This window comes from Paenibacillus lentus, assembly GCF_042714055.1.
GTDB classification, from domain to species: Bacteria; Bacillota; Bacilli; order Paenibacillales; family Paenibacillaceae; genus Fontibacillus; species Fontibacillus lentus_A.
Genome location: NZ_JBHGVC010000014.1, coordinates 89241 through 111705 on the forward strand (window position 1 = coordinate 89241; position 22465 = coordinate 111705).

Consider the following 22465-nt stretch of genomic DNA (forward strand, 5'->3'; position numbering starts at 1 on the left):
AATTATTTTTCCGTCTGCTCGCTTTCCTGCGCTTCCCAGCCTGCCTGGAGACGCTTCTTCCCCCGGCCTCGTTTGACCGGTCGGATATAACGGATGGCAAGCCACAGCACCAATACAATGACTACACTATAAACCAGCAAAAATTGCTGCCAAAGCTGAATCGGCGCACCCTTCTGCTGACCGCTCCAGCGCGTTAGAAAAACGGTATCCGAAAACGAAGGCTCAAAAATGCTGATCAATGCCCCCGCAGGATTCAGCCCGAGAATGAAGCCGATCCAGGAGTGATCCGGAACTGTAGTCGTCCCCGAAACATAATAATTAGCTTGAACAACTCCCATGGCAAACAAATAAACAATGCCGGTAACGAGAAAAATAACAAGCCCTACGCCATAGGTCATAATCACCGCCACCATCGTTCGCTTGAACAACGTGGAGAACAAAACACCTAGCGAGCCGAGCAGCAGCATGATGAATAAATAAAACAAAAATACGGATATAAGCTGCTTCGGAGCTACCCCCCCATAAAGAAAAGCTATGCTGTACACAGGCAGCGTCGCCAAAATGACTAGCGTCATAAAGCTTAACGAAGATACCAGCTTGCTCAATATAATCGTCGACGAGCTTTGCTGGGTTGTCAGCAGCATGTTCAAGGTCTGCTTCTCCCTTTCTCCGCTGATGACCCCTGCCGTCAGCGCGGGCGTCATGAATGCGATAAGAACAAGCTGGGCAATACTGAGCGCGTAGAACATCACCCGGCTTGTGCTCGGATCAATCCGCCCCGAAGAACCGGCACCGCTGCTCATCATGACATAAATAATTCCCATCGCCAAAAGTCCCATGACCAGTACATAAATAAATACCGTTATAGCAGAACGGGAAGAGCGCATACGCAGCCTAAACTCTTTATCCATCACAGGATTGATTAATTTCCTACGCCAATTCATCCGCCGCGCCTCCCTTCGTAATCTCCAGGAATACATCCTCGAGATTGGTCTGTGCTTCATGGAAGGATACAACCCCGTATCCTGCACCAATAACTTTATTCAACAACTGAGCTTGCTCTGCATCTCCGCCGCCAAAATGAACATGAACGCCCGTGGAATCGCTCAATACTTGAGTGACATGGAGCTCATCGCGCAGCATGGCGGCAAGTTCATCCCCGCGCTCCATCACGCGAATATGGAGTACTCGCTTGACGCGCAAGCGATTTTGGATATCAGCTACTTTGCCTTGAGCAACCATCTCCCCGTGCTCAATAACACCGATCTCATCCACCATTTCAGCCAGCTCGGGCAAAATATGCGAGGAGATGATGATCGTCTTGCCCATAAGCTTCAGCTCTTTCAAAATTTCTCTCATTTCGATCCGGGCTCGGGGATCAAGGCCTGACGCAGGCTCATCCAGAATGAGCACGTCCGGATCGTGCACCAGGCAGCGGGCCAGGCACAGCCGCTGCTTCATGCCGCGTGACAAGCTGTCCACGTACGCATCCTGCTTGTCTGTTAAATTGACCAAGTCAAGCAGCTGCGGAATAAGCTTCTCCCGCTCAGGACGCGGAATGCCATAGCTGGCTCCGTAGAAATGCAGGTACTCCGTCGTCCTAAATTGATCATAGACACCAAAGAAATCCGGCATATACCCTATTCTCTTCCGCACCTCATGCGGCTGCTCGGTCACCTCAAAGCCGCCTACCGTTGCCGTCCCTGAGGATGGCAGCAGCAATGTTGCCAGAATGGACATCGTTGTTGACTTCCCGGCTCCATTCGGCCCGACAAAGCCGAATACTGTCCCTTTTGAAATGGAAATATTGACCGACTTCAGAGCCTCAAAGCTCCCGTAGGTTTTAGTCAGATTACGTATTTCTATCATCGGCTGCTACTCCCCTTTACAGCAATTTCCGGCAGGTCGAATCCGTTCCAATCCTGCGTAGTGATGACAACCCGCAGCGTCGTCCCGCCGATCAAGTATTGATCAATTGGCTGAGGCAGTTCGGCCGTACCCTGATTCCATTGAACAGGCTCAAGCTCTTCCTTGACCGCATTCCATACGGATAAGGTGATCCCATTCCCGCGATTGCTCTGACGCATCGTCAGCTCGGAATACTCAACATGGCTAGGCAAAATGTATTCAAGCTCCATTTCACCTGCAGACATATGCACACTTCGGGAGGACTCATATCCCCACTCTGAAGATGTTGTCTTACTGATCGAAGGGGTGATATACCCGTAAGGCGCACTCCATTGTCCATTTTCTTGGAGCTCCGGTTTAATCCGCTGAACCCACATATTCAGCGGATCATCCGTCACATTTTTACCGTTCACCTCATAATCGAGCAGCTTATCCTTGCTCCAGCCGATAAACGCATAGTTGTGTGTCATATTGTTCTGGCTGAAATAACTGTTGACTAATCCTCTGGCTCGTTCCTGCTTCATATCCTCCTGGCGATTTCCAATCGTCGGAAATATATGATAGCCGTAATCATTGTAGCTTATAGGAATCGGAGATGAGGTGATCGTCGCCGATTGGTTTTTGGCAATATCGCCAAGCAAGTATAATTTATCATTCAGTAGGATCGCTGTATCTGTTAAGTCTACGGAGGTTTTATTCGTAACCGTCCCTTGGGGAACGCCTTGATCATCAAAGGCAATATTCATTTCCACCTGACCGAACTGCCGACTTTCAACCTGCGCGGTCGTTAATTTGGCGAGAGAACGATGTGTCATTCCTTTTAAACTTACAGCTGTCGCGCTATCGTCGTTCCGAATCATCTGACGATCTGAAGCAACCGACTGTCCGCCCGAAATAAGCCCGTCTTCACGCTGCACCGTAACATGCGTCCCGGCAGGAAAGCTTAATTTGTAATTGCCGCTGCGCGGGATAAATAGTGCTGTAGATGTGCTGCGGTTTGCATGGCCCGTGCCATCCAGTTCAACAATACTGAGCGTATTCGTACGCATTGTGCTTTTTCCGGTCGTTCCGGCCATATATATTCCACCGCTGGCAAGCACCGCAATAACCGGGATCAACAGCCAAGCCCATTCCCGCTTGTCGAGCTTTTTCAGCACGAAATAGAGCCCCGGGGCAACGATAACCGCATATCCCAGCAGCAGCCATAATAATAGAGAATAAGGCGGCAGCGTAAGGCTTGGGAAATAATCCAGCAAATAATTGATTCGTTGGGCGAAGTCCCCTCTTTGGACTATGCCTTTCGAGGCCAGGGACATGTGCTGCTGAAGCACCGTATTCCATACATCGGCATGACCTGACCAGGATTGCAAAGGCTCCATAGAAATATCATAGGCGGCATAAATAACCGTACCCTTGCTTACGTCCCAGGAGGCAAACAACGGCTGTTCTCCTTGATAGATCATTCGTGCACCGTCTTTGAGCTTACCGGCCGAAATCGGAAAAGCTCCATCCAAGGACAGGGATTTGCCTGTCGCTTTCTCCAGTTCCTTCAACGACGTAACGTCGTCATGGCCGGAATAGTCTACAGGCGACAATTCCTCCAGCCCCTGGATCGTTTTGGCGTAGCCTGCGCCTCCGGCAAGAACAAGAGTTCCGCCCTCTTTTACCCAGGCTTTAATCGCGTCCGCCCGTGCGTTGCCCAAATTGCCAGTCGTGTAATTATTGATGACGAGCATATCCAGCCCTTCCAGCAGAATGCTGTCTTCCGGTAATTGCTCCGACCTAAGCGGGATAACCTGCAAATTCTTGCCCTTGCCGTTCAGCACGTTCAGAAAGTTCATACTGTCCGGGTCGGAAGCCAGGACGCCGATCAAGGTTCCATTGTTTCCGCTAGTATTCAAGTATGCGTCGGAGGCTGCAAATGGGATATATTTCCCCGACTCCACCGAATCTTTATAGAATCGGATCGAGTTGTTGTTTTTGTTATAGGAATGTCCCAGGATGCCGAAGGTGATTTCCTTTGGAGTGCCCGCTGGCAAGTCCACTCTTTGGACATAGGAAGCCTGACTGGAGTTATATGGATATTCCGCCTGGACAACGAGATCACCCGATAGATCCGTGTCACTGGTCAGTGTAATTTTAAGCGGTGTCCATTCTCCCATTTTGTAATTTCCATCGTAGCCGATTTCCTTCTTTATGCTGATCGACGGCTCCGCCGCGCTGGCAGCTTGAGGCTGAACGACCCCTGGCAGAAGCGCTAATATGGCGATTACCAGCCACTGCATCGCAAAGGATAACCTCTTATTGTTATGTAAGAACAAATGATTCTCTCCTCTCATCATCAAAATGACCCTATACATTAGGACGTTTCAAGCGCATAAAATGTTTACATTTCAGCATCTGATTTTTCTGCATATAAAGGCAAAACCTTACAAAATAACCTCGAAAAACGTAAAGCTAAAGCCGTCCAGTATGACATGTACGCCAACTGTGACGGCTTTCTAGTTGTTCGAGGTAGATTAATAAATTTACTCTATAATTAGCTGAATACGACGGTTTTGTTCTGATGCACGAGAATGCGATCCTCGATATGCCATTTCACGGCCCGGGCCAATACGACTCTCTCGATCGTTCGGCCGATCCGTTTCAGCTCCCCGACGTCATCACGGTGGCTGACGCGCTGAACGTCCTGCTCAATAATCGGACCGCCATCCAGCTCTTCGGTCACGTAATGGGCGGTTGCACCAATGATTTTTACGCCGCGATCATAAGCCTGGGCATAAGGCTTGCCCCCTACGAAGGCCGGCAGGAAAGAGTGATGAATATTAATGATGCGGTTCCGGTAAGGCTCAATCAGAGCCGGTGACAAGATTTGCATGTATCTGGCCAGCACGATCAAATCTACCTTTCCATTAACCAGTTCCAGCTGCTTCTGCTCGGCCTCTCTTTTCGTATCCGGCGTAACCGGAATATGATAGAAAGGAATACCGAACGACTCGACGTATTCTTTATTGTCGGGATGATTGCTGATGACCATGGAAATCTCTGCATCAAGATCGCCTGCTTGCCATTGCCAGAGCAGTTCTACAAGGCAGTGGTCTTCCTTCGATACGAAAATAGCCAGCTTTTTCTTCCGATTCAGCGGGTAAATATTCCACTTCATGTCGAATTTATCGGCAATGACCGCGAAATCCTGCTTTAATTGCGCCAGGTTGTCATGCAATTGCTCCAGATCAAATTCGATCCGCATGAAAAACATGCCGCCCTCGGGATTCATCGTATACTGATCCGATTGCACAATGTTCGCACCATGCTGATGCAGGAAATCAGACACCGCTGCGACGATACCAGGCCCGTCCGGGCAGGAAATCAACATTCGCGCTCGGTGATTCTCGTAAGGTTTGATAGGTCTTGCGCCTGTTTTAACATGTATATCCATCTTTTCTCTCAAGTCCTCCTACTAACTATTATAACTATCATTCGTATCTATACTGTAACGGACAAATTCTTTGCCGCCAGCCAGCCAATCAATCTAAAGTTGATTTGCTCCTCGCTGTAATCCGGGAACAGGTTGGCTTCCAATACTAAATCGTATAGGCGCTCTAGCGGCTCCCGCGGATCTGCCTTTCTTGCTTTGGCATCTTCCTTAAGCAGTGTCCAGGTGTCCAGCACGAACGACCGCTGTTCAATATCCCGTTTCGCGAAAAAGCTGCTGAGCAGCTCCATTTCCGACAGGAAGGATTCTCCGAATCTCTCGGTAATGCTGCCGCGAAGCAAAGCGATTTCTACTTCATACATCGGACGCTGGGTTTTGGCTTCTTTGCCAATCCAAGGCGTCTCCAGAATAAATGGACGCCCCTGCAGCAATTCATGATGCACCACGCGGTTCAGTGCTTCGAATCCGATCCATCCAGTACCGATCGGCGTATGACGGTCTTTCCGCGCACCGATCGGATTTTTGCTGTCATTGACGTGCACGACCGCGATCCGATCCAAGCCGACCAGTTGATCAAACTGGTGAAGGACGCCATCCAGATCATTTACAATATCGTAGCCGGCATCGTGAATGTGGCAGGTATCCATGCAGATCGTCAGTCGTTCGTTATGCTGTACTTTGTCGATGATGGCGGCGATTTCCTCGAAGCTGCGGCCCATTTCCGTACCCTTGCCAGCCATCGTCTCCAGCGCAATATTGACTTCCGTTTCATTCGTTCCGTTCAGAACCTCGTTCAAGCCCTCGGCGATTCGGTTGATGCCATATTCGGCATCCTTATCCGTAAACGCGCCGGGATGAAGTACGATATTTCTCACACCCAGCGCATGGGTACGGCGAATTTCCTCCTGCAGAAAATCTACCGCCAGCTGGTACGTGTTCGACTTATAAGATCCCAAATTGATAATATAAGGCGCATGGACGACTATTTCGTCAATGCCGGCAACGGCCATCGCGGCCTTGCCGTCTTCAATATTCATCGATTCAATCGGTTTGCGGCGCGTATTTTGCGGTGCGCCGGTATATATCATAAACGAGCTGGAGCCGTAAGATGCGGCCTCCTCCGTTGCGGTTAATAGCCCCTTGTCCGAGAACGAGACATGCGAACCTATTTTTAACATTTCCTTTATCCCCCTTATGGACAACGATCTTTGAACAAACCTATTTTATCTTGAATATCGATATAAATCCAGAAATAAGGTATAATTCTTAAAGATTGAAGGGTTTTAGGACTAATTACTTGAGGTGAATGAATCGATGCTGCACTTGAACATAACGTGGTTTGCACTGGCTTCGTCTCAGCCGAATCGCTGGTTTATGAACTCGATAGCATTTTGGGGATTTGTCATGCTTGGCGTCATGTGCATCGGCGGTTTTTTCATGTTTCGCAAATTTTTGAAGGTACTCCCCAAGGCCGACGGCATGTCCAAGCTTGATTGGCAGAATCACTGGGTAGAGAAGAGCCGGCATTTATGGACGGATGAAGCAAAAGCCTTTCTGGATGAGCTTGTACAGCCTGTACCGTCTCCGTTTCGGGATATCGCCAAGCATTCGATTGCGGCAGAAATCGGCAAAATCGCAATAGAAGAGGAAGCGAACGAAGTCACTCAGGATCACTGCATCAAAGGCTATATTGTGGCTACGCCAAAACGGGACTACAAGTTCCTGATGAATTTTTTAGAAAAGAGCAATATCGACTACCATCCGTACCAGCATCTGATCAACAAATAGCACAATTCCTGCATCCGGTCGCGACGTCCTGAACAACGCCAGCCGGATGTTTTTCTTATTTGCTCGCTAATTTTAACGTAGGAGGGAAAAGCTTTGAAAATCATAATATCCGGGGGAACGGGTTTTATTGGAAGGGCATTATCATCCTACTGGCGGCAGCAGGGACATGAAATTACGATCATCACGCGCGGCAAGCCAAAGCAGGACAGTTCAAGCCATCCAAATAATGAAGCTCATCGGCAGGCAACTCCGCTTGCCTATCTGACATGGGAGCAGCTTCAAAATCCTTCATCCCGTGAAATGGAGGTAGATGCGGTCGTCAATTTGGCAGGTGCTACGCTGAATCAGCGTTGGACAGGCAAAGCCAAAAACCGCATTCTGGCATCAAGGCTGCAAGCAACAGATTTGACCGCCAAATGGGTGCAATCGCTGAACAGCAAGCCTCAAGTTGTCATTCAAGGCTCTGCCGTCGGGATCTACGGGACATCCCTCACGGAGACCTTTGATGAGGCCTCGCAGCCGAAGGCCAACGACTTTCTCGCAAGCGTAACAAGACAGTGGGAGGCCGCAGCGAATGAAGGATTCCAAGGAATTCGGCTCGTAAAGCTGCGGACAGGCGTAGTGCTGGGGAACACTGGGGGAGCCTACCCACTTATGCGGCTGCCTATTCTATTAGGAGCAGGCGGCAAAATAGGAGCCGGCAATCAGTGGGTGCCCTGGATACATATCAACGATATCGTTGCCTTGATCGACTTTTGTATCATGCATCCGGAGGTCGAAGGCATCATTAACGCAGTAAGCCCAAATCCCGTGACTAACGATGATTTTGGCAGAATCGTGAGCCGGGTACATCGCAGGCCCTATTGGTTTCCGCTGCCTGCTTTTATGTTAAGAGCGATGCTGGGTGAAATGTCTGCTCTGCTGCTCGCGGGTCAAAGGGTTATGCCGCAAGCCGCTTTACAATACGGCTTTTGTTTTCGGCTGCCTGAACTGGAATCGGCAGTAGCCGACTTAAAGAAAAGGCATTAAATATTCCTTCCTAGTTGAAAAGTGATCTCAGCAATGCTGAACGAGTCCCCGGGCTCAAGCGGGTAATCCTTGTAAGGCGCGAGCAGCTCACCGTTTAATTTGGTGCCGTTTCGGGAACCTAGATCCTTGATGCAGCAGCCGTTCTCCCGAATCATGAGCTCGACATGAGCACGCGACACCCCGGCCTCCTTCTCTACATATTGAGCCAGATCCTCTGAGCGGCCGATAATAAAGCTGCCCTTTGGAAGTGGGATGCGTTCCGCTCCCATGCCGGAGTGAGGCTTTCTTTCTAAATAATGGACTACATTTCCTGTCTTCAATTGGTCAGCCCCCGATAAATCCTTTAACAAAACAGTAGCGGGAGCAGGCTCTGCTGAAGCCCTGTTTGACATGAACGGTGACAATGGAATTTGAACAGGATCTGAAATGGGCGATTCTACCGCAATGGGAGCCATATTTCCTCCTGCTTGTTTCGCTGATGTGGATGACAATCCTAATGCTTCCGATCCTTCATTCCATCTCCATTTTTCCTCATAGCGGTGAAGCTTACCATGGTATGTCGATCCAATTTTTCCCTCCCTATCTATATCGCCCTTCCCATCAAAATGAACTTTCCGTTCCTCATGATCCTGATTCTCGTCCTCGCTTCGTTTCAAACTGCTATCGCTTCTAAAAAATCTGCCTAAGTCAATTCTACCGCTATTTATGAACAGAACGATTAATATTAAAGCTGCCGATATTCCGATACTGATATATAATCCAACGTTGGTCGGCCTATCCCAATACGCAAATTTCCAGACTAACGCGCCTAACAAAGCAGCGCCAAGCCACAAATAAGTAGGCTTAATTTCCGTCCGGCTTATCTCTGGCTCCCCTGGGCAAGCATCGTCTTCTTCCTCCCTGAAGGAGCGATCACCAAGGCTTGCTGGATCGAACGTAAAATTCATTCTGCTTGGATTTTGAGGATAATCCGCTAACGGGAGATTAAGATGATTTAAAGAATTTTCTGTCAGCTGAGGGGCAACGGTCGCTTCGTCCAGCAGCAAGGATGTCAGTAATTTTTTTAACCCGGCGACCGAGAATAGCTCTCCTCCGCATAAGCCGATGATTTTCTGTATGCCACTCCCTTCCATATCCGTCACCCTCGTCATGAGACGATTGACGAGAGTCAGCAAAGATTGGGATATAGACTGCTCTGACGATATATCGAGTAAGGGAAGATAAGTTAAGTAAACCGTGCCGCTGGATAACGGCTCCTCCACGAAAATATGTTCCTCATCCAGCAGGTAATTTCCGGCAGTGAGCATGTATTCCTTACTACTATCGAGCACTTTAACGATCTGCAGCAAGAGGCTGTAAAACTCCGTCATCGTCATCCAATCGCTTTTTAGGCACTGCGACAGCATTCTTTTCCCGGTAATTTCATAATGCAGCGTAACCTCAAAGTCTATTTCCCGAATATCCAGCCGCAGTAAATTAGGAATCGTCACCGAAGCCAGCATATTTCTTTGAATTCGGTTCAAGTGATCGCTATGTAATCCTTCTTCAGTATTAATAATCATATATGTTCCACCGTTCCTGATAAAATCGGTCACAAAGCCCGACATCAACGTTCACCCCCTTGCTTCTAAAAATAATAGACAGCCGTGATGGCACCGGGCAGCACAGCCAGCATAAATGGGAAGGTCAGCGGCTTATCCTTCGCTGTAAGAGATTGAACGGGACTAATGCTGCGGAGCATGATGACCCCCAGAAGGCTGCGCAAGATACCGCCAAGCCGCATGATCGTTTCCCTTCTGAAAATAAGAATGAGGATGCCGATGCATCCGGCAGCTAAAATCGAATACAGCAGCATAGATAATGTGAGAGGTACTCCTACCCAAGCCCCAATTCCAGCAAACAATTTCACGTCTCCGCCACCCACAGCTCGCACCGCGTATAATATCGCCATAATTCCAAAACCAACGGCGGCGCCCTTCACTGAAAAAACAAGGCCTGTACCGCCATTTGCCATCGTATGATATACAGCGCCGAGTACCGTGCCAGTTATTGTGATCGTGTTGGGAATTTTCATCGTGCGAATATCGGTAATAAAGGCTGCGGCGAGCAAAATAAAACAGCCCCAAATTTCTAAAAGCATGGCCAGCTCTCCTTACTTCTTTTTATTTGGACTCTCGACAACAAACTCTGCCGTAGTACGAAGTCCATCCCCCGTCTCGACTACAAAAGTCCAGGTACCCGGCGTCGTATTCCCCCCGACAAGCCATTGCCATTCCACAACGCCTTGCTCATCGGAGGAAGCCTCGCCCAGAAATTTAGCTTGGCTTACTCCGCTTTTATAGTAGACCGTCAGCTTGGCAACCGTACCCGGCTCGACTTGGGCAGTTATCCGCGCTTTATGGCCAGCAAGCGCAGGCTCTGGCTTGGTTAAAATTACCGGGGCCCTTCCCTCCGCCTGCTCCTCGCTACCGCTCTCCTTCAGCTCCCCGGTATCCCCGATCCAAAGGCGCTCCTGCGCCCTGGCCTGAAGCACCAATTTCCGATTGGTGAATGGCACCTTGACCGGTAATTCATAGCTTAACTCGATGCCAAAATACGGATTTTTACCTGTCTTTAATTCGGGCACAGTAATTCGACTGACATGCACTCGTTCTACACTTAACAGGGTGTCCAGCAAAAACGGCTTCAAAAGCGGCTTCACCACGGGATCAAGGACAGCCTCCAGCACACTATTTTTTAAATCGTTTAACGGTTCATCCCCCTTGGCTGCGGCATCGGTCATCCACCCGGATAAGGGCTCGGGAAGTGAACCAGCGTACTGTCCAGCCCATTCCGATAGAGACAGCTTAGGCATACTCCAATCAAAGACGTCCTTTTGCCCGCCATCCTCATTCCCGTTCCCGGCATTTTGCTCCGAGTACTTATCGACAGCCAAAGCAACGGGGTATATGTGCGCAGATACTTGCTTCACCGCGTTTGAAGCAACGATATGCATTTGAACTGAGTAGACGGTCATCTGAACCATATATATAAAAAAGAACATCACCATAATGAAAATGGGCAGTACGAGTGAAGCTTCCAGCACCATGCTTCCTTGAGTGCCTCTGGCTGAAGTTTCAATATGAGTAATGCGCTTGCTTGACAGCATAATATCGGCTTCCTTCCACCCGTCCCTTTAAAGCGCCGGAACTCCCGATAGCTTTGGATACGCCCGGCAAGAACCATAATGGTAAAGCTATCGTTACTTCTCCTTTAATATAGGTAGCTCGTTCATCCGGGTTAATTCCTGTTTTCAAACGAATTACCGATAGCATCCGCGATAGCCGCTGTTCGCTTCCTCCATGGAGCAATAGAAATAGCCGCAAGTGATCCCTGTACGTTAAATCGATTTTCAAAAAACTGCTCAGCGGTATGCTGCCCTTCTGACATAGCAGTACCATATCTTTTATGGCTTCGACGACTCCGTATAATAAAGCGGAGGCCAGGATCAATAACGGATTGACCTTGTTAGCGTTCTTGATCAATCCCTCCATCGTACGGATCGCTAGACGCATCGTGAATATTTCGCCATAAGCTGCACCCACATTTCCTGCCGGATTATGAAATCCATACAAGATGTATTCCACTTCCTGACGTTCAGGGGCAAATTGCTCCACGATAGCGTCCAGTTTATCCGCGCTTCCTTCCATAAGCTCCTTAAGGGCGCTAACATCGAAGAAGTCGAAGTAACTGACGATATACTCGGTCTGATAGCCATTGTCCGTCATGCTCGACAGCATTTCGGACAAGGACGCATACAAGGCATCCATGCCCCCCATCGCCTCCTCGCCCGTTTCATAAGGATCATTGCTGCGCCCCCTCGGGCTTCCTCCTGTTTCGTTAGATAAATTCTGATTCAGGCTGCGATTGCCGTCAAAATAAGTCTTCAGCACATCGAATTGCTTCTGATGCTCGCCCATTTTGTTCTTCAAATCCTCGATTTTCCGAAGCAAATTGGATACTTCCTTCAGCTCCGCAGCAGCTTGCTTCTCTGTCTGCTTACGCTCAGCATCGCTGGAACGATGAGCCTGCAAAGCTGCTTCGAATTGCTGCAGTACGTTGCCGCTTCCGGAATCAGCATATGTCCGCAAATAATGATCGACTTCACGACTGGCGTGAATAGTCTCCGACTTAAAAGTACTTGCACTTCCGTAAGAAGTCCCGCCAATAGCAGAAGGGCTTGACAGCAGCGAGCCTACTGCCTGGTAAACCTTATTGAAACTCGACGCTTGGGCCTCGATTCCCGCTTCCAAATCCGCCAGAAGGGAGTCCTGCAGCAGCAAGGATTGACTCTTATTTCGGATGTCGGCGATTTCAGCCTCTCCGTTGATATCTGTCTCTCCCCCTGTGCTTGGCGCCTCGGTTACTGAGTTATACCCCTGTTGAACCGGCCGTTTCTCGGATTCCCTGATCACTTGACGCATCTGCTCGTTAATTTCTCGTACCTCTTCAAGCAAAGCCCTAGCTGCCGGAAGCTGCTGAGCGTGCTGCCTTTCTGAAGCTTGATTGGCTTGTGAAAGGGCGGTAAAAGCAATATCCGTATCGTATCGGAAATCCGCCAGCAGCTCGGTATAAATTCTCTCGGACGCTTCCCTCTGCTGATCCTCCTCCAATTTTGCCAAGTAGTCATTATATTGGGAGGCCGCATCTGAAATGAGATAAATACGCCCGCCAAGCGAGTTGTCCGGAATATATGCATTGCCTCCGCGGGCTAACCGGTCTGAAAATGCTTTGACCGAGAAGGCTGCCTGTTTCTGGGCAGCAAGCAATTGATCCAATTTACTCTCCCGCCTGTCATACAGTCTCTGAAGCTTGCCCAGCAAATCCACCGTGTTCGAGGCTTCCTTCATGACCTGCGACATCGGTTTAAATTTGTTGATGACCTCGATTGCAAAATCAATCGGGGCCTTATATTTCATCTCCTCCCGAATTTGCTGCGTTAATACGGAATAATTCCCCAGCGGCCGCAACAGCTCTACAGTGGAGGAATCCAGCCTTGCCCCCATGATCGGCAAATCATCGCTCCGTATTGCAAGATCAAAATGATCCTGGAGCACCTTCGACATAATATAATTCTCATCCGTTTCGCCAAATGCGAATAAGCCATACTCCTCTAATAATTGCTTGTCATACGCGGATAAAACCGAACGAGATGCCGCATGGGCAAGCGCCTCTGTCTTCGCGTGGAGCGCTGACATTCTGGCAAAATCAATAAAAATAGCTACAAAAGCGAAGACAGCCGCAAAAATAACGATCAAAAATACCGTTACTGCCCCCTGTTCTGAACGGCGCTTGTCAACCATATGAACCTCCTTATGAAAGATATGGCCTTATTTTGCATATAACTTCAACGCGTTCCCTGCCTCGGCCTGATTGACATGCTCTTTTCCAGAGCCTCTGAACCTCGCCCCGTAATATCGGACAAGTTTCACCGTTCGAATCCATTCCGCCGGCTCCACAACATAGGCAGCGGAATGCCCCGATTGCATGACGTCTCCAATTACGGCTTCTAGCGGGGAAAGGGAATCATATCGATTTAAAGACACGGAAACCTTGCGAAACAGCAGCCGATTATCGTATTGCATTTGTCCTTCCATTTCGGCTGGAATCTCGCTCCCTGTATTTCCGAGTTTCTTTAAAGTCAGGCTTTCACCGGATCTCCCCTCCTTTGGCAGCTCCAATACAACCGAGGAATTTCCTCCGAGCCAGCCGAAGAGAAGCTGCAGCATGCCATCGTCATTTAAGCGCCAATAAATGGAGTCCTGCTTTCCTTCCTCATAAGCCCCTGTTCGGGGATCCCGATAGCTGTTGTCCCATGTATAGGCGCTGCGTTCAGCGGCCACGGCAGACATGTGGCCAAGTACGGCATTTTGATACAAATACATGCAAAAAAACATAAGCAGCAATATCGTAAAAAATATGACCGGAAAAACTAGCGAGGCTTCTATTGTAAAGTTCCCATCCTTATTCCGGAGCAGCTTCACTACTCTCCGCCTTCCATGAAAGAATCGGTTTTTTTGCCGGCTTTGGAAAGCAGGTTCTCAACGATCGCCTTCAGCTCCTTACGAAATACAACTGCAATAATAACGATGACCGCGATAATCAGGATCATTTCAAGCATCCCAAGTCCGTCCTCGTTCCGCCAAAGCTCTCCCATTCTCGCACGCATTACCTTCAACATAATTAAATTCCTCCTTAATTAATAAAAGCTATAAATCCATGATCATGAAGGCGGGAGTCCCCACCAAAATTACAATAATTAAAAATAACAGCACCATCGGAAACACCAGCTTGGATGAAGCCTGCTCTCCCAATGTCTTACCGACTGCCTTTCGCTTCTCCCACAACGTATGGGACAAATCGCGAAGCGCCAATACAAAATCGTTCCCGCCGCGGCGGAAATTAAGCAGAACAGCCGTCGTAAATGCAGACACCTCCTGAATTCCACAGCGTTTGCTGAAGCCTTCCAATGCCTGGGGAAAGGAATATCCCCCTTCACACTCTCTTTGCATTTGAAACAGCTCGCGATACAGAGGATGCGTCTCTTGCCCCCGCTTTCGTTCCAGGCATTGCTTGATTGCCTGCTGGACGGTTGAACCGGCGCCGACCAGCAGTACAATTTTATTCAGCAGCTCCGGCAGCTCAAGTATGATCTGCTGCTCTCGACGCTTTACCTTGCTGTGCAGATCTTTAATCAGAGCGATCGGCAGCAGCACGGCGAGAACAGTACTTATGAAGAATCCGCTGGCTTCCCCCTCCATGACTAAAGAGATGAGGCAACCTCCTATAAGCAGCAAGTAACTGTAGGAGAGCATCTCCGCTAGAAACAGCATGGTGTATTCCCCGCCGTGCTGCTGGCCATTAATCCGCCTTATCGAGCGCTGGATTTTGAAGAAAAAAAGCGGGAGCCTTTGCGACACTCTCACCTTTTCCAGCAAATAAAGCATGGGAGGGGCAATTCGCTGCAGCCGGATGACTTCCATCCGCAGCTTGGCGAGGCCGGAATATTGATGTACTGATTTCTGATACAGTAAAATCCACGTGATAAGTAAAACGATCAGCAGGGTTCCCCACAGCAGGTTCATTTTCATCCCTCCTAAACCCGGATATCCATAATCTTCATCATGATCCAAGAGCATATGACGAATAGAATGAGGGCAACGGCTGAAATGATCAGTCCGACTCCATGATGAAGCGGCTGCATATATTCCGGAGATGTCAGATCCATAAATAATAAAAACAGGACGGGCGAGGCCAGCATGGCCTTTGCCTCAAAGCGCTTTTGGGCAATCATGACACTGATCTCCTGGCTGATTTCCAGCTTCTCGCTAATAATGGAAGAGGTTCTTCTCACCACCTCTACTAAATCACCGCCGGAGCGCTTGCAAGTCATAAATACATCCGCGAAATTACTGATGTCTTCCATGCCGGCCCGTCTGCTGAAATCCTGCAGCGCGTCCTCGATCGGCTCCCCGTACTCAAGACGGGTGCATATAATTCCAAGCTCAATGATGAGATCATTCGTCCCATCCGGGTATAGTAGCCGCAAATCTTGTATCGCTTCACGAAATCCGTTCTCCACCGAGCGTCCTGCTGCGAGGGAGGAGGATAATGAATACAAGGCCTGCTTGAAGTTCAGACTCAGTGCCTCCCTTCTTCTGCGCAATAAATACCTGCTCCACGGCTTTGGAACAAATACGGTGCAGCAGGCCAGAATAAGCGCCAGTATCCAGGAGTGAAAAAATATATACCCGACAACTAAAAGCAGCGCGCCCCCTACGACCAAACAAAGTACGGTTTGCCTTCCTGAAAGCACATAATCCCGATAATCCGGCAGCTGCCCTGCTTCATTCTCCGGGGAATTGATCCTGCTACTCCGCCTAAGCAATGCTTTCTTCATGCGTTCTCACCCTTCGATACTGCTCTTTTCGACTCCTATTGATCCGGCGTAATTCCCGCCATGCGAAGCTTATCGAGATGAGTCAAGCTTCCTCTCCTAGCCAACTGCCCTCGTATTTTCCCCTCACATTCTTCCTCTTCTTGAAAAATATATAGCGGATTCAGCACCACCTCCCCCTCGCTTAAACCGCATACTTCCGAGATTTCTACAACCCTGCGCGAGCGATCCCGCAGCCTTGAAAGATGAACAATGATATCAATCGCAGAGCCGATTTGCTGCCGCACCACTTGAATTGGCAATTCGGCGCCGCTCAGCACCATCGTCTCCAGCCGGCTGATCATGTCCTTGGTGCTGTTGGCATGGCCGGTTGATAGAGATCCATCATGTCCAGTGTTCATTGCCTGCAGCATATCCAGGGCTTCGCTCCCTCGCACCTCGCCGACCACGATCCGGTTAGGCCTCATCCGCAGTGAAGCGCGGATTAAATCCCGGACGGAAATTTCGCCTTTCCCTTCCGTGTTGGCATTTCGCGTCTCTAACGAGACTAAGTTCGGTACCGTGACAATTTGCAGCTCTGCCGAATCCTCAATCGTAATCACCCGTTCATCCGGCGGAATATATTGCGAAAGCGCATTGAGAAACGTTGTCTTCCCCGATCCCGTTCCCCCGCTAATAAAAATGTTGTATTTCCCCCTTACTAAGCATTGCAAAAAAACAGCCGCATCCTCGGTCAATGAGCCCCATTCCACAAGCCTTTCCATCGTTACAGGCTGCTCGGGGAACTTTCTAATCGTCATCGTGGGGCCTTTCAGCGCTATGGGCGGAAGCACGATGTTCACCCGTGACCCATTCGGCAGCCGCGCATCGACGATCGGTGAAGAGTCATTTACGACCCGGTTCACGCTGGAGACGATATTTTGAATGATGTCTTCCAGCTTGTCTCTCGATTCAAAGCGCACCCCAATGCGGCGGATTTGGCCATGCTGCTCAATAAAAATCTCCTCATGGCTGTTGATCATAATTTCAGATACCGATCGATCATCCACGAGCGGCTGAAGCACGTCCAAGCCCCGAAAAGAATCATGCAGCCTGCGAACCCACTTTCTCTTCTCGGATGCCGTTAATTCATAAAGCTCCTTCGCCTCGAGCACGCGGCGTTCAATATAGTCCATCAACTGCGCATCCGATAGCGTCGAAGTCATATCCAGCCCGGATCGGATGCTTGAACGCAGCTCCGCAAAAAAGTCCTCGGTCACCCTGCAGCTCCCCCACCCTCATTCGCATATCGGCCGCTGCGTATGCTGCGGCATAGCTTCAACATATCCTTCTGGAAAATCGGAGAATGCAGCAGAGTCCCTTGTCCCGTTCCCTGGCTCCATGAAGGAATATAGGGCAGGACAATCTCAGGGGTCATGCCTGATCTCGGCATGGCATGATTCAATTCCCCCATACAGCGGTTGACAGCAAACAACGTCTTCCCCATCACTCGGCGAAACAGGGCCGGATCTGTCCGCTCCAAATGAGCCATCCACAGTCCGCTTTTGCGCATCACGTTCCATTCATCGGCTAAAAGCCAAATCAGCTTGTCAGAGCGCTCTAGAATCGTTTCTGTTCTCGCGTTAGGATACGAATCGACATCGACGATAATAACATCATAGAGACTGCTGTCCGTGATGAAATCAATCAGCTCTGCCGCATCCTCGCGCTCCATCTCGAGCATTTCATTTACATTATCTAGCGGCCCAAATGTATCCCCCTCCAGTAAAGGGTGTCTGTGCGCATAAGCCGAAAGCGGTTGCTTCATGGGATCGCCACGCTCCCTCGTTGCCTTTAGATCATATAAAAGCCTCGCAAGACCTTGCGCCGGATTCTGCCCTTCCGACAAAGACCGGCCATCGTATAGAATACCGCTGCTGATCGTCTCTAGATTAAGATAAAAAGCCTTGCATCCCTCCCCGGCAAGCTGCTTCATCAAATGGATCGCCACCGTCGTTTTGCCGCATCCGCCAACTACGGAATATACGCCTACGATCAGCGCCTTGCCCTCCGCCGAGCCTCTGACCCCAGCTCCTCCCCGAGCATATTCCAGCACAGCGGACAGAAGCAGAGGCAGCGGTTGAAATTTGGAGAGGCTCTTCCCTTGGACATTCCCCTCCCCGCCTTCATCAAGGCGAATCCAGGGCACCTGCAGAGCTCCTCCGCCGCCCAGCCAAGCCTCCAGAAACGTATTCTCCGCCAGAACGAGATCCACAAATAGCCGACTCGACCCCATGTGCCGTACAAAAGCATCCTCACGGCTGAATGCCGTTACGGAGAAACGGCGATCAAACTCGCTATGGCGAACATAATACAGAAAAGGCTCAATATACTGCTCATCCTTAACGGCCAGAATAAGCCGAACTGGAACCACTCTTACCATCAACCCCCTTGGAACGCAAAAAAGCACCGCCCAATAACCGCTTTACGGTTGTTGGACGGTGCTTCCGCCGTTCATTCCTGAAATTTACAGTTAGAATACCATAATTAGCAAACTCTCGCAAGGCCTTTTTTACATGGCTATCCGTCCTGCAAAAAACGCTCCTTGTTATCCTTCGTAGGAACAAGACATGTCTCATCCTTGCCGAACCATCGATAACGATTGGCTGCCACTACGCGATACACGGCATCCCTTATGAATCGCGGCACAATGATAAACCCGTAAGCCAGCGGCCAAGGAAAACGCAGCCCCTTCGCGATGCGAAGCGCAGCAGATGACCGCGTATAGTAAGCGCCATTCTGATAAAGTACAATCGTATCGATCCGCTCGGAGGTAATATCCTGCCGGGGGCTGCCCTGCAATATTCTCTTCCCGGCTTCCGACTGGAGGGAGGCGAATCGAAAGCGGCGCCCTGGGTCGCGCTTTATAATAAATTTGACCGCGCCCTGGCATAAATGGCATACGCCATCAAACAAAACTACATTTTGCTCCTGCCCCGTCTTTCGTGTCATCATCGCTCACCTCACTTTAGAACGATTATAACATTTCAAATCTAATGAAGCTTCTTAATTCTCAGGGCAATTCCCGGCTTGGCCGGCAGCTCGATCGTGCTTATCCCGCTAAGCACACCCTCGACCGGAGTTATTGTCATCTCCCAAGTATCGATGATTTCCGCCTGGTAGCTGTTTTTCTCATCCAGCTCAGCTACAAAATAGGCCGGACGATGAATTCCGAAGTAGCCCAAATAGTACTTTCCCTCTATCCCGATCGTTTCCATTTGCCGCATCGTAAACAACGGTTCGCTTCCCTCGGGCAGTTGTTCTATAAAAAGTCGCAGGAAGGATATTCTCTTCGGGCTGCTCCCTTGAAGCTCTCCTCCCTTGGCCCACCATATTTCGCCGTCGGGGTGGAGATAAGTCTCGCCATGGCCGGCATACCCCCCGCGGACTGCCGCCTCCCAGAAGCGGTGGGTCATTTCCTCTCCCGTTATATTTCCCCAGCGAAAAGGCACATTGCCCTCATACAGGCATTCATCAATGACGATGGGCTTGCTGTAAGCTCTTTGCCACTCACGAACCAGAGTAACATCCCAATGCTGTATACTGCAATGCGTAACCCAATCGCGGCTGTGATCATAAAAAACTACACTGGCCGGCTCATACATCCTCGTACCGTTATGAATCGAGCGGAGATGTCCGTACGGATCCTCGGCTTGGACAATTTGAAACAGAGCATCCCACTGACCCATGGTTTTCTCATTCATAAAATCATATTCATTGGCTAGAGACCACCATACGTTGCGGAAAGAAGCAAGCCTGGCTATGATATAACGCAAATATCGCTGATCTGCTTCCGCCGGCATCCGGTCAAAGCCCCATCTTCCTTCATCATAAGGATGAAAAAGGATAAGATCCGCTTCGATTCCCAGCTTAAGCAGCTCATCAATATGGCCTTCCAATCTTCTAAAGAAGGAGGGGTTGAATCTCTTAAGATCAAATCCTTCCTCCGGACTGCCTTTATACGGGAATTCTACCGGATCGGTGGCATTGAAGCTGTAATTCTTCGGAAATACAGTCATGCGCAGCTTGTTAAACGGTGACCTGCCAAGAGAATCCATCGTACGCCGTCTAACCTCTTCAGGCTGATGAATCCAAGCATAACACGTCGTCCCAAATGGATGATAAGCCGTTCCATCCGCATAACAGAAATGTCTTTCGTCTTTTACCTTAACGTAGCCGTGATTGTTTGCGGCAGGAGCTGTACATTCAAATGTACCCGATACATCATGAAGCTCCGGCATCCTGCTATTTGTTACGTAGGACCAGATCCCTGTATCATTAGGCATGAACCGCAGCCGGTATATCCCGTCTCCATCGTAAAATCCCTTCACCTTCATGGATTGGGAGCCCTTCTTGAAGGTTGCGCTCCATATATCGTCACTATAAGGATCACTTTGTTCTGGAGCCGAAATAGCAAGCTCAAATCTGTCCCACTGCTCTACAATAGCTGAAGACGTATCCAACTGACCTGAATGCAGCAAGCGATAACCTCCTTGATCTACTAATCTGTTGTTTTATCCCTTGATCCCGGTTGTAGCGATTCCTTCCACAAAATACTTCTGCATCGAGAAGAAGAGAATCAAGCTAGGAACTAAAGACAATACGGACATGGCAAACATCGGCCCCCAGGACGATTCGCCGGTCGAATCCATGAACAGCCGCAACCCAAGCTGCACCGTGTAAAGAGCAGAATCATTAAGATACAGCAGCTGGCTGAAAAAATCATCCCATGTCCACATAAAGGAGAACAATGCAGTAGTGACTAACGCGGGAAAGGCGAGCGGCATAATCATACGGTAATAAATCTGCACAGGCCCGCAGCCGTCAATCCGTGCCGATTCATCCAATTCCCTCGGCAAACCCCGGATGAACTGAACCAGCAGGAAAATAAAAAATGCCTCTGTAGCGAGAAACTTAGGCGTAATCAGCGGAAGGAAGCTGTCCACCCAGTCGATATTTTTAAACATAATATACTGCGGTATTGTCTTGACGTGCTGCGGCAGCATAATCGTGATCATCATCATGGCAAACCAAAGCTTCTTAAGACTGAAATCCAGCCGTCCAAAAGCGAAGGCTGCCATCGAACAGGAGATCAGATTACCAATAATGACAAAGATGCATATGAGAATAGAGTTCCAAAAATATATGCCGAAGCCGCGTCCGGCAATCCCTTTCCATCCATCGGCATAATTGCCGAAGGTGAACTCTTTAGGCCAAAGGCTCAGGTCGCTAAAAATATATTGACTTGGCTTCAGCGAGCTCATGAACATCCAAATGACGGGGTACATCATCAGTACTCCCAGCAATATTACAAAGCAATGCTTCAGAAGCACCGAATAATTTTTTGTCGTCCGTTCCATGGTTTTATTCCCCTCCATCCCCATATGTCACCCAATGCTTCGAGGAAGCGAATATAACGGCTGTAAATATGCCAATAATCACAAGAAGTACCCAAGCCATCGCGGAAGCATAGCCCATTTCAAAGAAAGAGAAGCCTTTAAGATATAAATAAAGGGTGTAGAACATCGTCGAGTCTAAAGGTCCGCCTTTCCCGCCGCTAACGATAAACGCAGGGGTAAATGCCTGAAACGAGCTGATAATTTGCATAATCAAGTTAAATAGAATGATTGGGGACAGCATAGGGATCGTAATACTCATAAACTGCTTGAATTTGCCTGCACCATCGATCTGGGAAGCCTCATAGTAGTCCTGAGGGATCTGCTTCAGCCCTGCCAGAAAAATAATCATCGAGGAACCGAACTGCCAGACCGACAAAGCAACCAGCGACGATAAGGCATACTTAGGATTGGACACCCAATCCGGCGCCTGAATGCCAAAGTAATCCAGGAGAAAGCTATTCACAACGCCGCCACCGCCGAACATTTTGCGCCAAAGCACGGAAATGGCTACGCTTCCTCCCAGCAATGTCGGAATATAATATATTGTTCTGTATAAGCCAAGACCTCGCATGCCCTTGTTCATAAGTATTGCTACCAGCAAAGCAAAGGCAAGCTTTAGAGGAACCGAGCTAAAGACATAGGTGAAGGTTACCTGTAATGATTTTATATATCGCGGATCGTGATTGAACATCGTGTCGTAGTTGGCAAGACCGACCCATTTAGATGGTGTAAGCAAGTCAAAATCGGTGAAAGACAAATATAACGAAGATATCATCGGTATAAGTGTCAGAACAAAGAAACCGATAAACCAGGGCAGTAAAAAAAAGTATGCCGTTGCATTACGCTTCCACCACTTTACTAACGGGCGGCTGCTGGCCCGGTCATCTTGACCGGGCGCTGTTGGTGTAACTGCAGCCTGACTCAATGGCG

At 49.2% G+C, this 22465-nt stretch carries 21 protein-coding genes; 2 read left to right on the top strand and 19 right to left on the bottom strand.

Annotation, left to right across the window (positions count from 1 at the left end; translation table 11 throughout):
* Nucleotides 1-2 precede the first annotated feature (2 nt).
* The 5 genes from ACE3MQ_RS23350 to ACE3MQ_RS23370 all read right to left on the bottom strand — a co-directional run bounded on the left by ACE3MQ_RS23350 (nucleotide 3) and on the right by ACE3MQ_RS23370 (nucleotide 6522).
* Nucleotides 3-944 (bottom strand): ABC transporter permease, encoded by a 942-nt coding sequence (locus tag ACE3MQ_RS23350; RefSeq protein WP_379397276.1) that lies wholly within the window; start codon nucleotides 942-944, stop codon nucleotides 3-5.
* Entirely contained in the window at nucleotides 931-1869 is a 939-nt protein-coding gene (locus tag ACE3MQ_RS23355) for an ABC transporter ATP-binding protein (RefSeq protein WP_379397279.1), read from the bottom strand. Before ACE3MQ_RS23355 ends, ACE3MQ_RS23350 begins: the two co-directional genes overlap by 14 nt.
* Nucleotides 1866-4193 (bottom strand): DUF7408 domain-containing protein, encoded by a 2328-nt coding sequence (locus tag ACE3MQ_RS23360; RefSeq protein WP_379397280.1) that lies wholly within the window; start codon nucleotides 4191-4193, stop codon nucleotides 1866-1868. Before ACE3MQ_RS23360 ends, ACE3MQ_RS23355 begins: the two co-directional genes overlap by 4 nt.
* Before the next feature lie 254 nt (nucleotides 4194-4447).
* On the bottom strand, nucleotides 4448-5347 hold the full coding sequence (gene purU / locus ACE3MQ_RS23365; protein WP_379397282.1) for a formyltetrahydrofolate deformylase: 900 nt from the start codon (nucleotides 5345-5347) through the stop codon (nucleotides 4448-4450).
* A 47-nt stretch (nucleotides 5348-5394) separates the two neighbouring features.
* Entirely contained in the window at nucleotides 5395-6522 is a 1128-nt protein-coding gene (locus ACE3MQ_RS23370; protein WP_379397284.1) for a deoxyribonuclease IV, read from the bottom strand.
* Nucleotides 6523-6658: 136 nt separating this feature from the next.
* On the opposite strand from ACE3MQ_RS23370, the gene ACE3MQ_RS23375 reads away from it, so the two are divergent.
* Both ACE3MQ_RS23375 and ACE3MQ_RS23380 read left to right on the top strand, forming a co-directional pair.
* Nucleotides 6659-7132 carry a DUF2621 domain-containing protein gene (locus ACE3MQ_RS23375; RefSeq protein WP_379397286.1) on the top strand — a complete coding sequence of 158 codons (474 nt, stop codon included), beginning with the start codon at nucleotides 6659-6661 and terminating at the stop codon, nucleotides 7130-7132.
* Between the two features lie 93 nt (nucleotides 7133-7225).
* Nucleotides 7226-8161, top strand: coding sequence for a TIGR01777 family oxidoreductase (locus ACE3MQ_RS23380; protein WP_379397288.1), 936 nt, complete (start codon nucleotides 7226-7228; stop codon nucleotides 8159-8161).
* Here the strand turns inward: ACE3MQ_RS23380 and ACE3MQ_RS23385 are convergent.
* The 14 genes from ACE3MQ_RS23385 to ACE3MQ_RS23450 all read right to left on the bottom strand — a co-directional run bounded on the left by ACE3MQ_RS23385 (nucleotide 8158) and on the right by ACE3MQ_RS23450 (nucleotide 22460).
* Nucleotides 8158-9768, bottom strand: coding sequence for a DUF6382 domain-containing protein (locus ACE3MQ_RS23385; RefSeq protein WP_379397290.1), 1611 nt, complete (start codon nucleotides 9766-9768; stop codon nucleotides 8158-8160). The two genes, ACE3MQ_RS23380 and ACE3MQ_RS23385, sit on opposite strands and share 4 nt — an antisense overlap.
* Before the next feature lie 20 nt (nucleotides 9769-9788).
* Nucleotides 9789-10301 carry an A24 family peptidase gene (locus ACE3MQ_RS23390; RefSeq protein WP_379397292.1) on the bottom strand — a complete coding sequence of 171 codons (513 nt, stop codon included), beginning with the start codon at nucleotides 10299-10301 and terminating at the stop codon, nucleotides 9789-9791.
* Between the two features lie 12 nt (nucleotides 10302-10313).
* Nucleotides 10314-11309, bottom strand: coding sequence for a TadE/TadG family type IV pilus assembly protein (locus tag ACE3MQ_RS23395; protein WP_379397294.1), 996 nt, complete (start codon nucleotides 11307-11309; stop codon nucleotides 10314-10316).
* The gene (locus ACE3MQ_RS23400; RefSeq protein WP_379397296.1) at nucleotides 11278-13503 is read right to left on the bottom strand and encodes a hypothetical protein; all 2226 of its coding nucleotides are present in this window, start codon (nucleotides 13501-13503) and stop codon (nucleotides 11278-11280) included. The genes ACE3MQ_RS23395 and ACE3MQ_RS23400 overlap by 32 nt, the downstream gene beginning before the upstream one ends.
* Before the next feature lie 27 nt (nucleotides 13504-13530).
* Nucleotides 13531-14184, bottom strand: coding sequence for a TadE/TadG family type IV pilus assembly protein (locus ACE3MQ_RS23405; RefSeq protein ID WP_379397298.1), 654 nt, complete (start codon nucleotides 14182-14184; stop codon nucleotides 13531-13533).
* The gene (locus ACE3MQ_RS23410; RefSeq protein ID WP_110933733.1) at nucleotides 14184-14381 is read right to left on the bottom strand and encodes a Flp1 family type IVb pilin; all 198 of its coding nucleotides are present in this window, start codon (nucleotides 14379-14381) and stop codon (nucleotides 14184-14186) included. The genes ACE3MQ_RS23405 and ACE3MQ_RS23410 overlap by 1 nt, the downstream gene beginning before the upstream one ends.
* Before the next feature lie 28 nt (nucleotides 14382-14409).
* Nucleotides 14410-15285, bottom strand: a complete 876-nt coding sequence (locus tag ACE3MQ_RS23415) for a type II secretion system F family protein (RefSeq protein WP_379397300.1) — start codon at nucleotides 15283-15285, stop codon at nucleotides 14410-14412.
* Nucleotides 15286-15296: 11 nt separating this feature from the next.
* Nucleotides 15297-16100 (bottom strand): type II secretion system F family protein, encoded by an 804-nt coding sequence (locus ACE3MQ_RS23420; RefSeq protein WP_379397302.1) that lies wholly within the window; start codon nucleotides 16098-16100, stop codon nucleotides 15297-15299.
* A 35-nt stretch (nucleotides 16101-16135) separates the two neighbouring features.
* Nucleotides 16136-17356: a CpaF family protein gene (locus tag ACE3MQ_RS23425; RefSeq protein ID WP_379397304.1), complete on the bottom strand. Its 1221-nt coding sequence runs from the start codon at nucleotides 17354-17356 to the stop codon at nucleotides 16136-16138.
* Nucleotides 17353-18519: a P-loop NTPase family protein gene (locus ACE3MQ_RS23430; protein WP_379397354.1), complete on the bottom strand. Its 1167-nt coding sequence runs from the start codon at nucleotides 18517-18519 to the stop codon at nucleotides 17353-17355. Before ACE3MQ_RS23430 ends, ACE3MQ_RS23425 begins: the two co-directional genes overlap by 4 nt.
* 137 nt (nucleotides 18520-18656) lie before the next feature.
* A complete protein-coding gene (locus tag ACE3MQ_RS23435) occupies nucleotides 18657-19088 on the bottom strand; it encodes a thiol-disulfide oxidoreductase DCC family protein (RefSeq protein WP_379397356.1) in 432 nt (143 codons plus the stop codon).
* Between the two features lie 41 nt (nucleotides 19089-19129).
* On the bottom strand, nucleotides 19130-20617 hold the full coding sequence (locus ACE3MQ_RS23440; RefSeq protein ID WP_379397306.1) for a DUF5060 domain-containing protein: 1488 nt from the start codon (nucleotides 20615-20617) through the stop codon (nucleotides 19130-19132).
* Nucleotides 20618-20650: 33 nt separating this feature from the next.
* Nucleotides 20651-21496, bottom strand: a complete 846-nt coding sequence (locus ACE3MQ_RS23445) for a carbohydrate ABC transporter permease (protein ID WP_379397308.1) — start codon at nucleotides 21494-21496, stop codon at nucleotides 20651-20653.
* 4 nt (nucleotides 21497-21500) lie between these two features.
* Nucleotides 21501-22460 carry a carbohydrate ABC transporter permease gene (locus ACE3MQ_RS23450; protein WP_379397310.1) on the bottom strand — a complete coding sequence of 320 codons (960 nt, stop codon included), beginning with the start codon at nucleotides 22458-22460 and terminating at the stop codon, nucleotides 21501-21503.
* Nucleotides 22461-22465 lie beyond the last annotated feature (5 nt).

What these genes read in the sequence shown, in the direction of transcription:
- ACE3MQ_RS23350 (WP_379397276.1), bottom strand. Translation starts at nt 944, where the DNA reads ATGAATTGGCGTAGGAAATTAATCAATCCTGTGATGGATAAAGAGTTT.
- ACE3MQ_RS23355 (WP_379397279.1), bottom strand. Translation starts at nt 1,869, where the DNA reads ATGATAGAAATACGTAATCTGACTAAAACCTACGGGAGCTTTGAGGCT.
- ACE3MQ_RS23360 (WP_379397280.1), bottom strand. Translation starts at nt 4,193, where the DNA reads ATGCAGTGGCTGGTAATCGCCATATTAGCGCTTCTGCCAGGGGTCGTT.
- purU (WP_379397282.1), bottom strand. Translation starts at nt 5,347, where the DNA reads ATGGATATACATGTTAAAACAGGCGCAAGACCTATCAAACCTTACGAG.
- ACE3MQ_RS23370 (WP_379397284.1), bottom strand. Translation starts at nt 6,522, where the DNA reads ATGTTAAAAATAGGTTCGCATGTCTCGTTCTCGGACAAGGGGCTATTA.
- ACE3MQ_RS23375 (WP_379397286.1), top strand. Translation starts at nt 6,659, where the DNA reads ATGCTGCACTTGAACATAACGTGGTTTGCACTGGCTTCGTCTCAGCCG.
- ACE3MQ_RS23385 (WP_379397290.1), bottom strand. Translation starts at nt 9,768, where the DNA reads ATGTCGGGCTTTGTGACCGATTTTATCAGGAACGGTGGAACATATATG.
- ACE3MQ_RS23390 (WP_379397292.1), bottom strand. Translation starts at nt 10,301, where the DNA reads ATGCTTTTAGAAATTTGGGGCTGTTTTATTTTGCTCGCCGCAGCCTTT.
- ACE3MQ_RS23395 (WP_379397294.1), bottom strand. Translation starts at nt 11,309, where the DNA reads ATGCTGTCAAGCAAGCGCATTACTCATATTGAAACTTCAGCCAGAGGC.
- ACE3MQ_RS23400 (WP_379397296.1), bottom strand. Translation starts at nt 13,503, where the DNA reads ATGGTTGACAAGCGCCGTTCAGAACAGGGGGCAGTAACGGTATTTTTG.
- ACE3MQ_RS23410 (WP_110933733.1), bottom strand. Translation starts at nt 14,381, where the DNA reads ATGTTGAAGGTAATGCGTGCGAGAATGGGAGAGCTTTGGCGGAACGAG.
- ACE3MQ_RS23415 (WP_379397300.1), bottom strand. Translation starts at nt 15,285, where the DNA reads ATGAACCTGCTGTGGGGAACCCTGCTGATCGTTTTACTTATCACGTGG.
- ACE3MQ_RS23420 (WP_379397302.1), bottom strand. Translation starts at nt 16,100, where the DNA reads ATGAAGAAAGCATTGCTTAGGCGGAGTAGCAGGATCAATTCCCCGGAG.
- ACE3MQ_RS23430 (WP_379397354.1), bottom strand. Translation starts at nt 18,519, where the DNA reads ATGGTAAGAGTGGTTCCAGTTCGGCTTATTCTGGCCGTTAAGGATGAG.
- ACE3MQ_RS23435 (WP_379397356.1), bottom strand. Translation starts at nt 19,088, where the DNA reads ATGACACGAAAGACGGGGCAGGAGCAAAATGTAGTTTTGTTTGATGGC.
- ACE3MQ_RS23445 (WP_379397308.1), bottom strand. Translation starts at nt 21,496, where the DNA reads ATGGAACGGACGACAAAAAATTATTCGGTGCTTCTGAAGCATTGCTTT.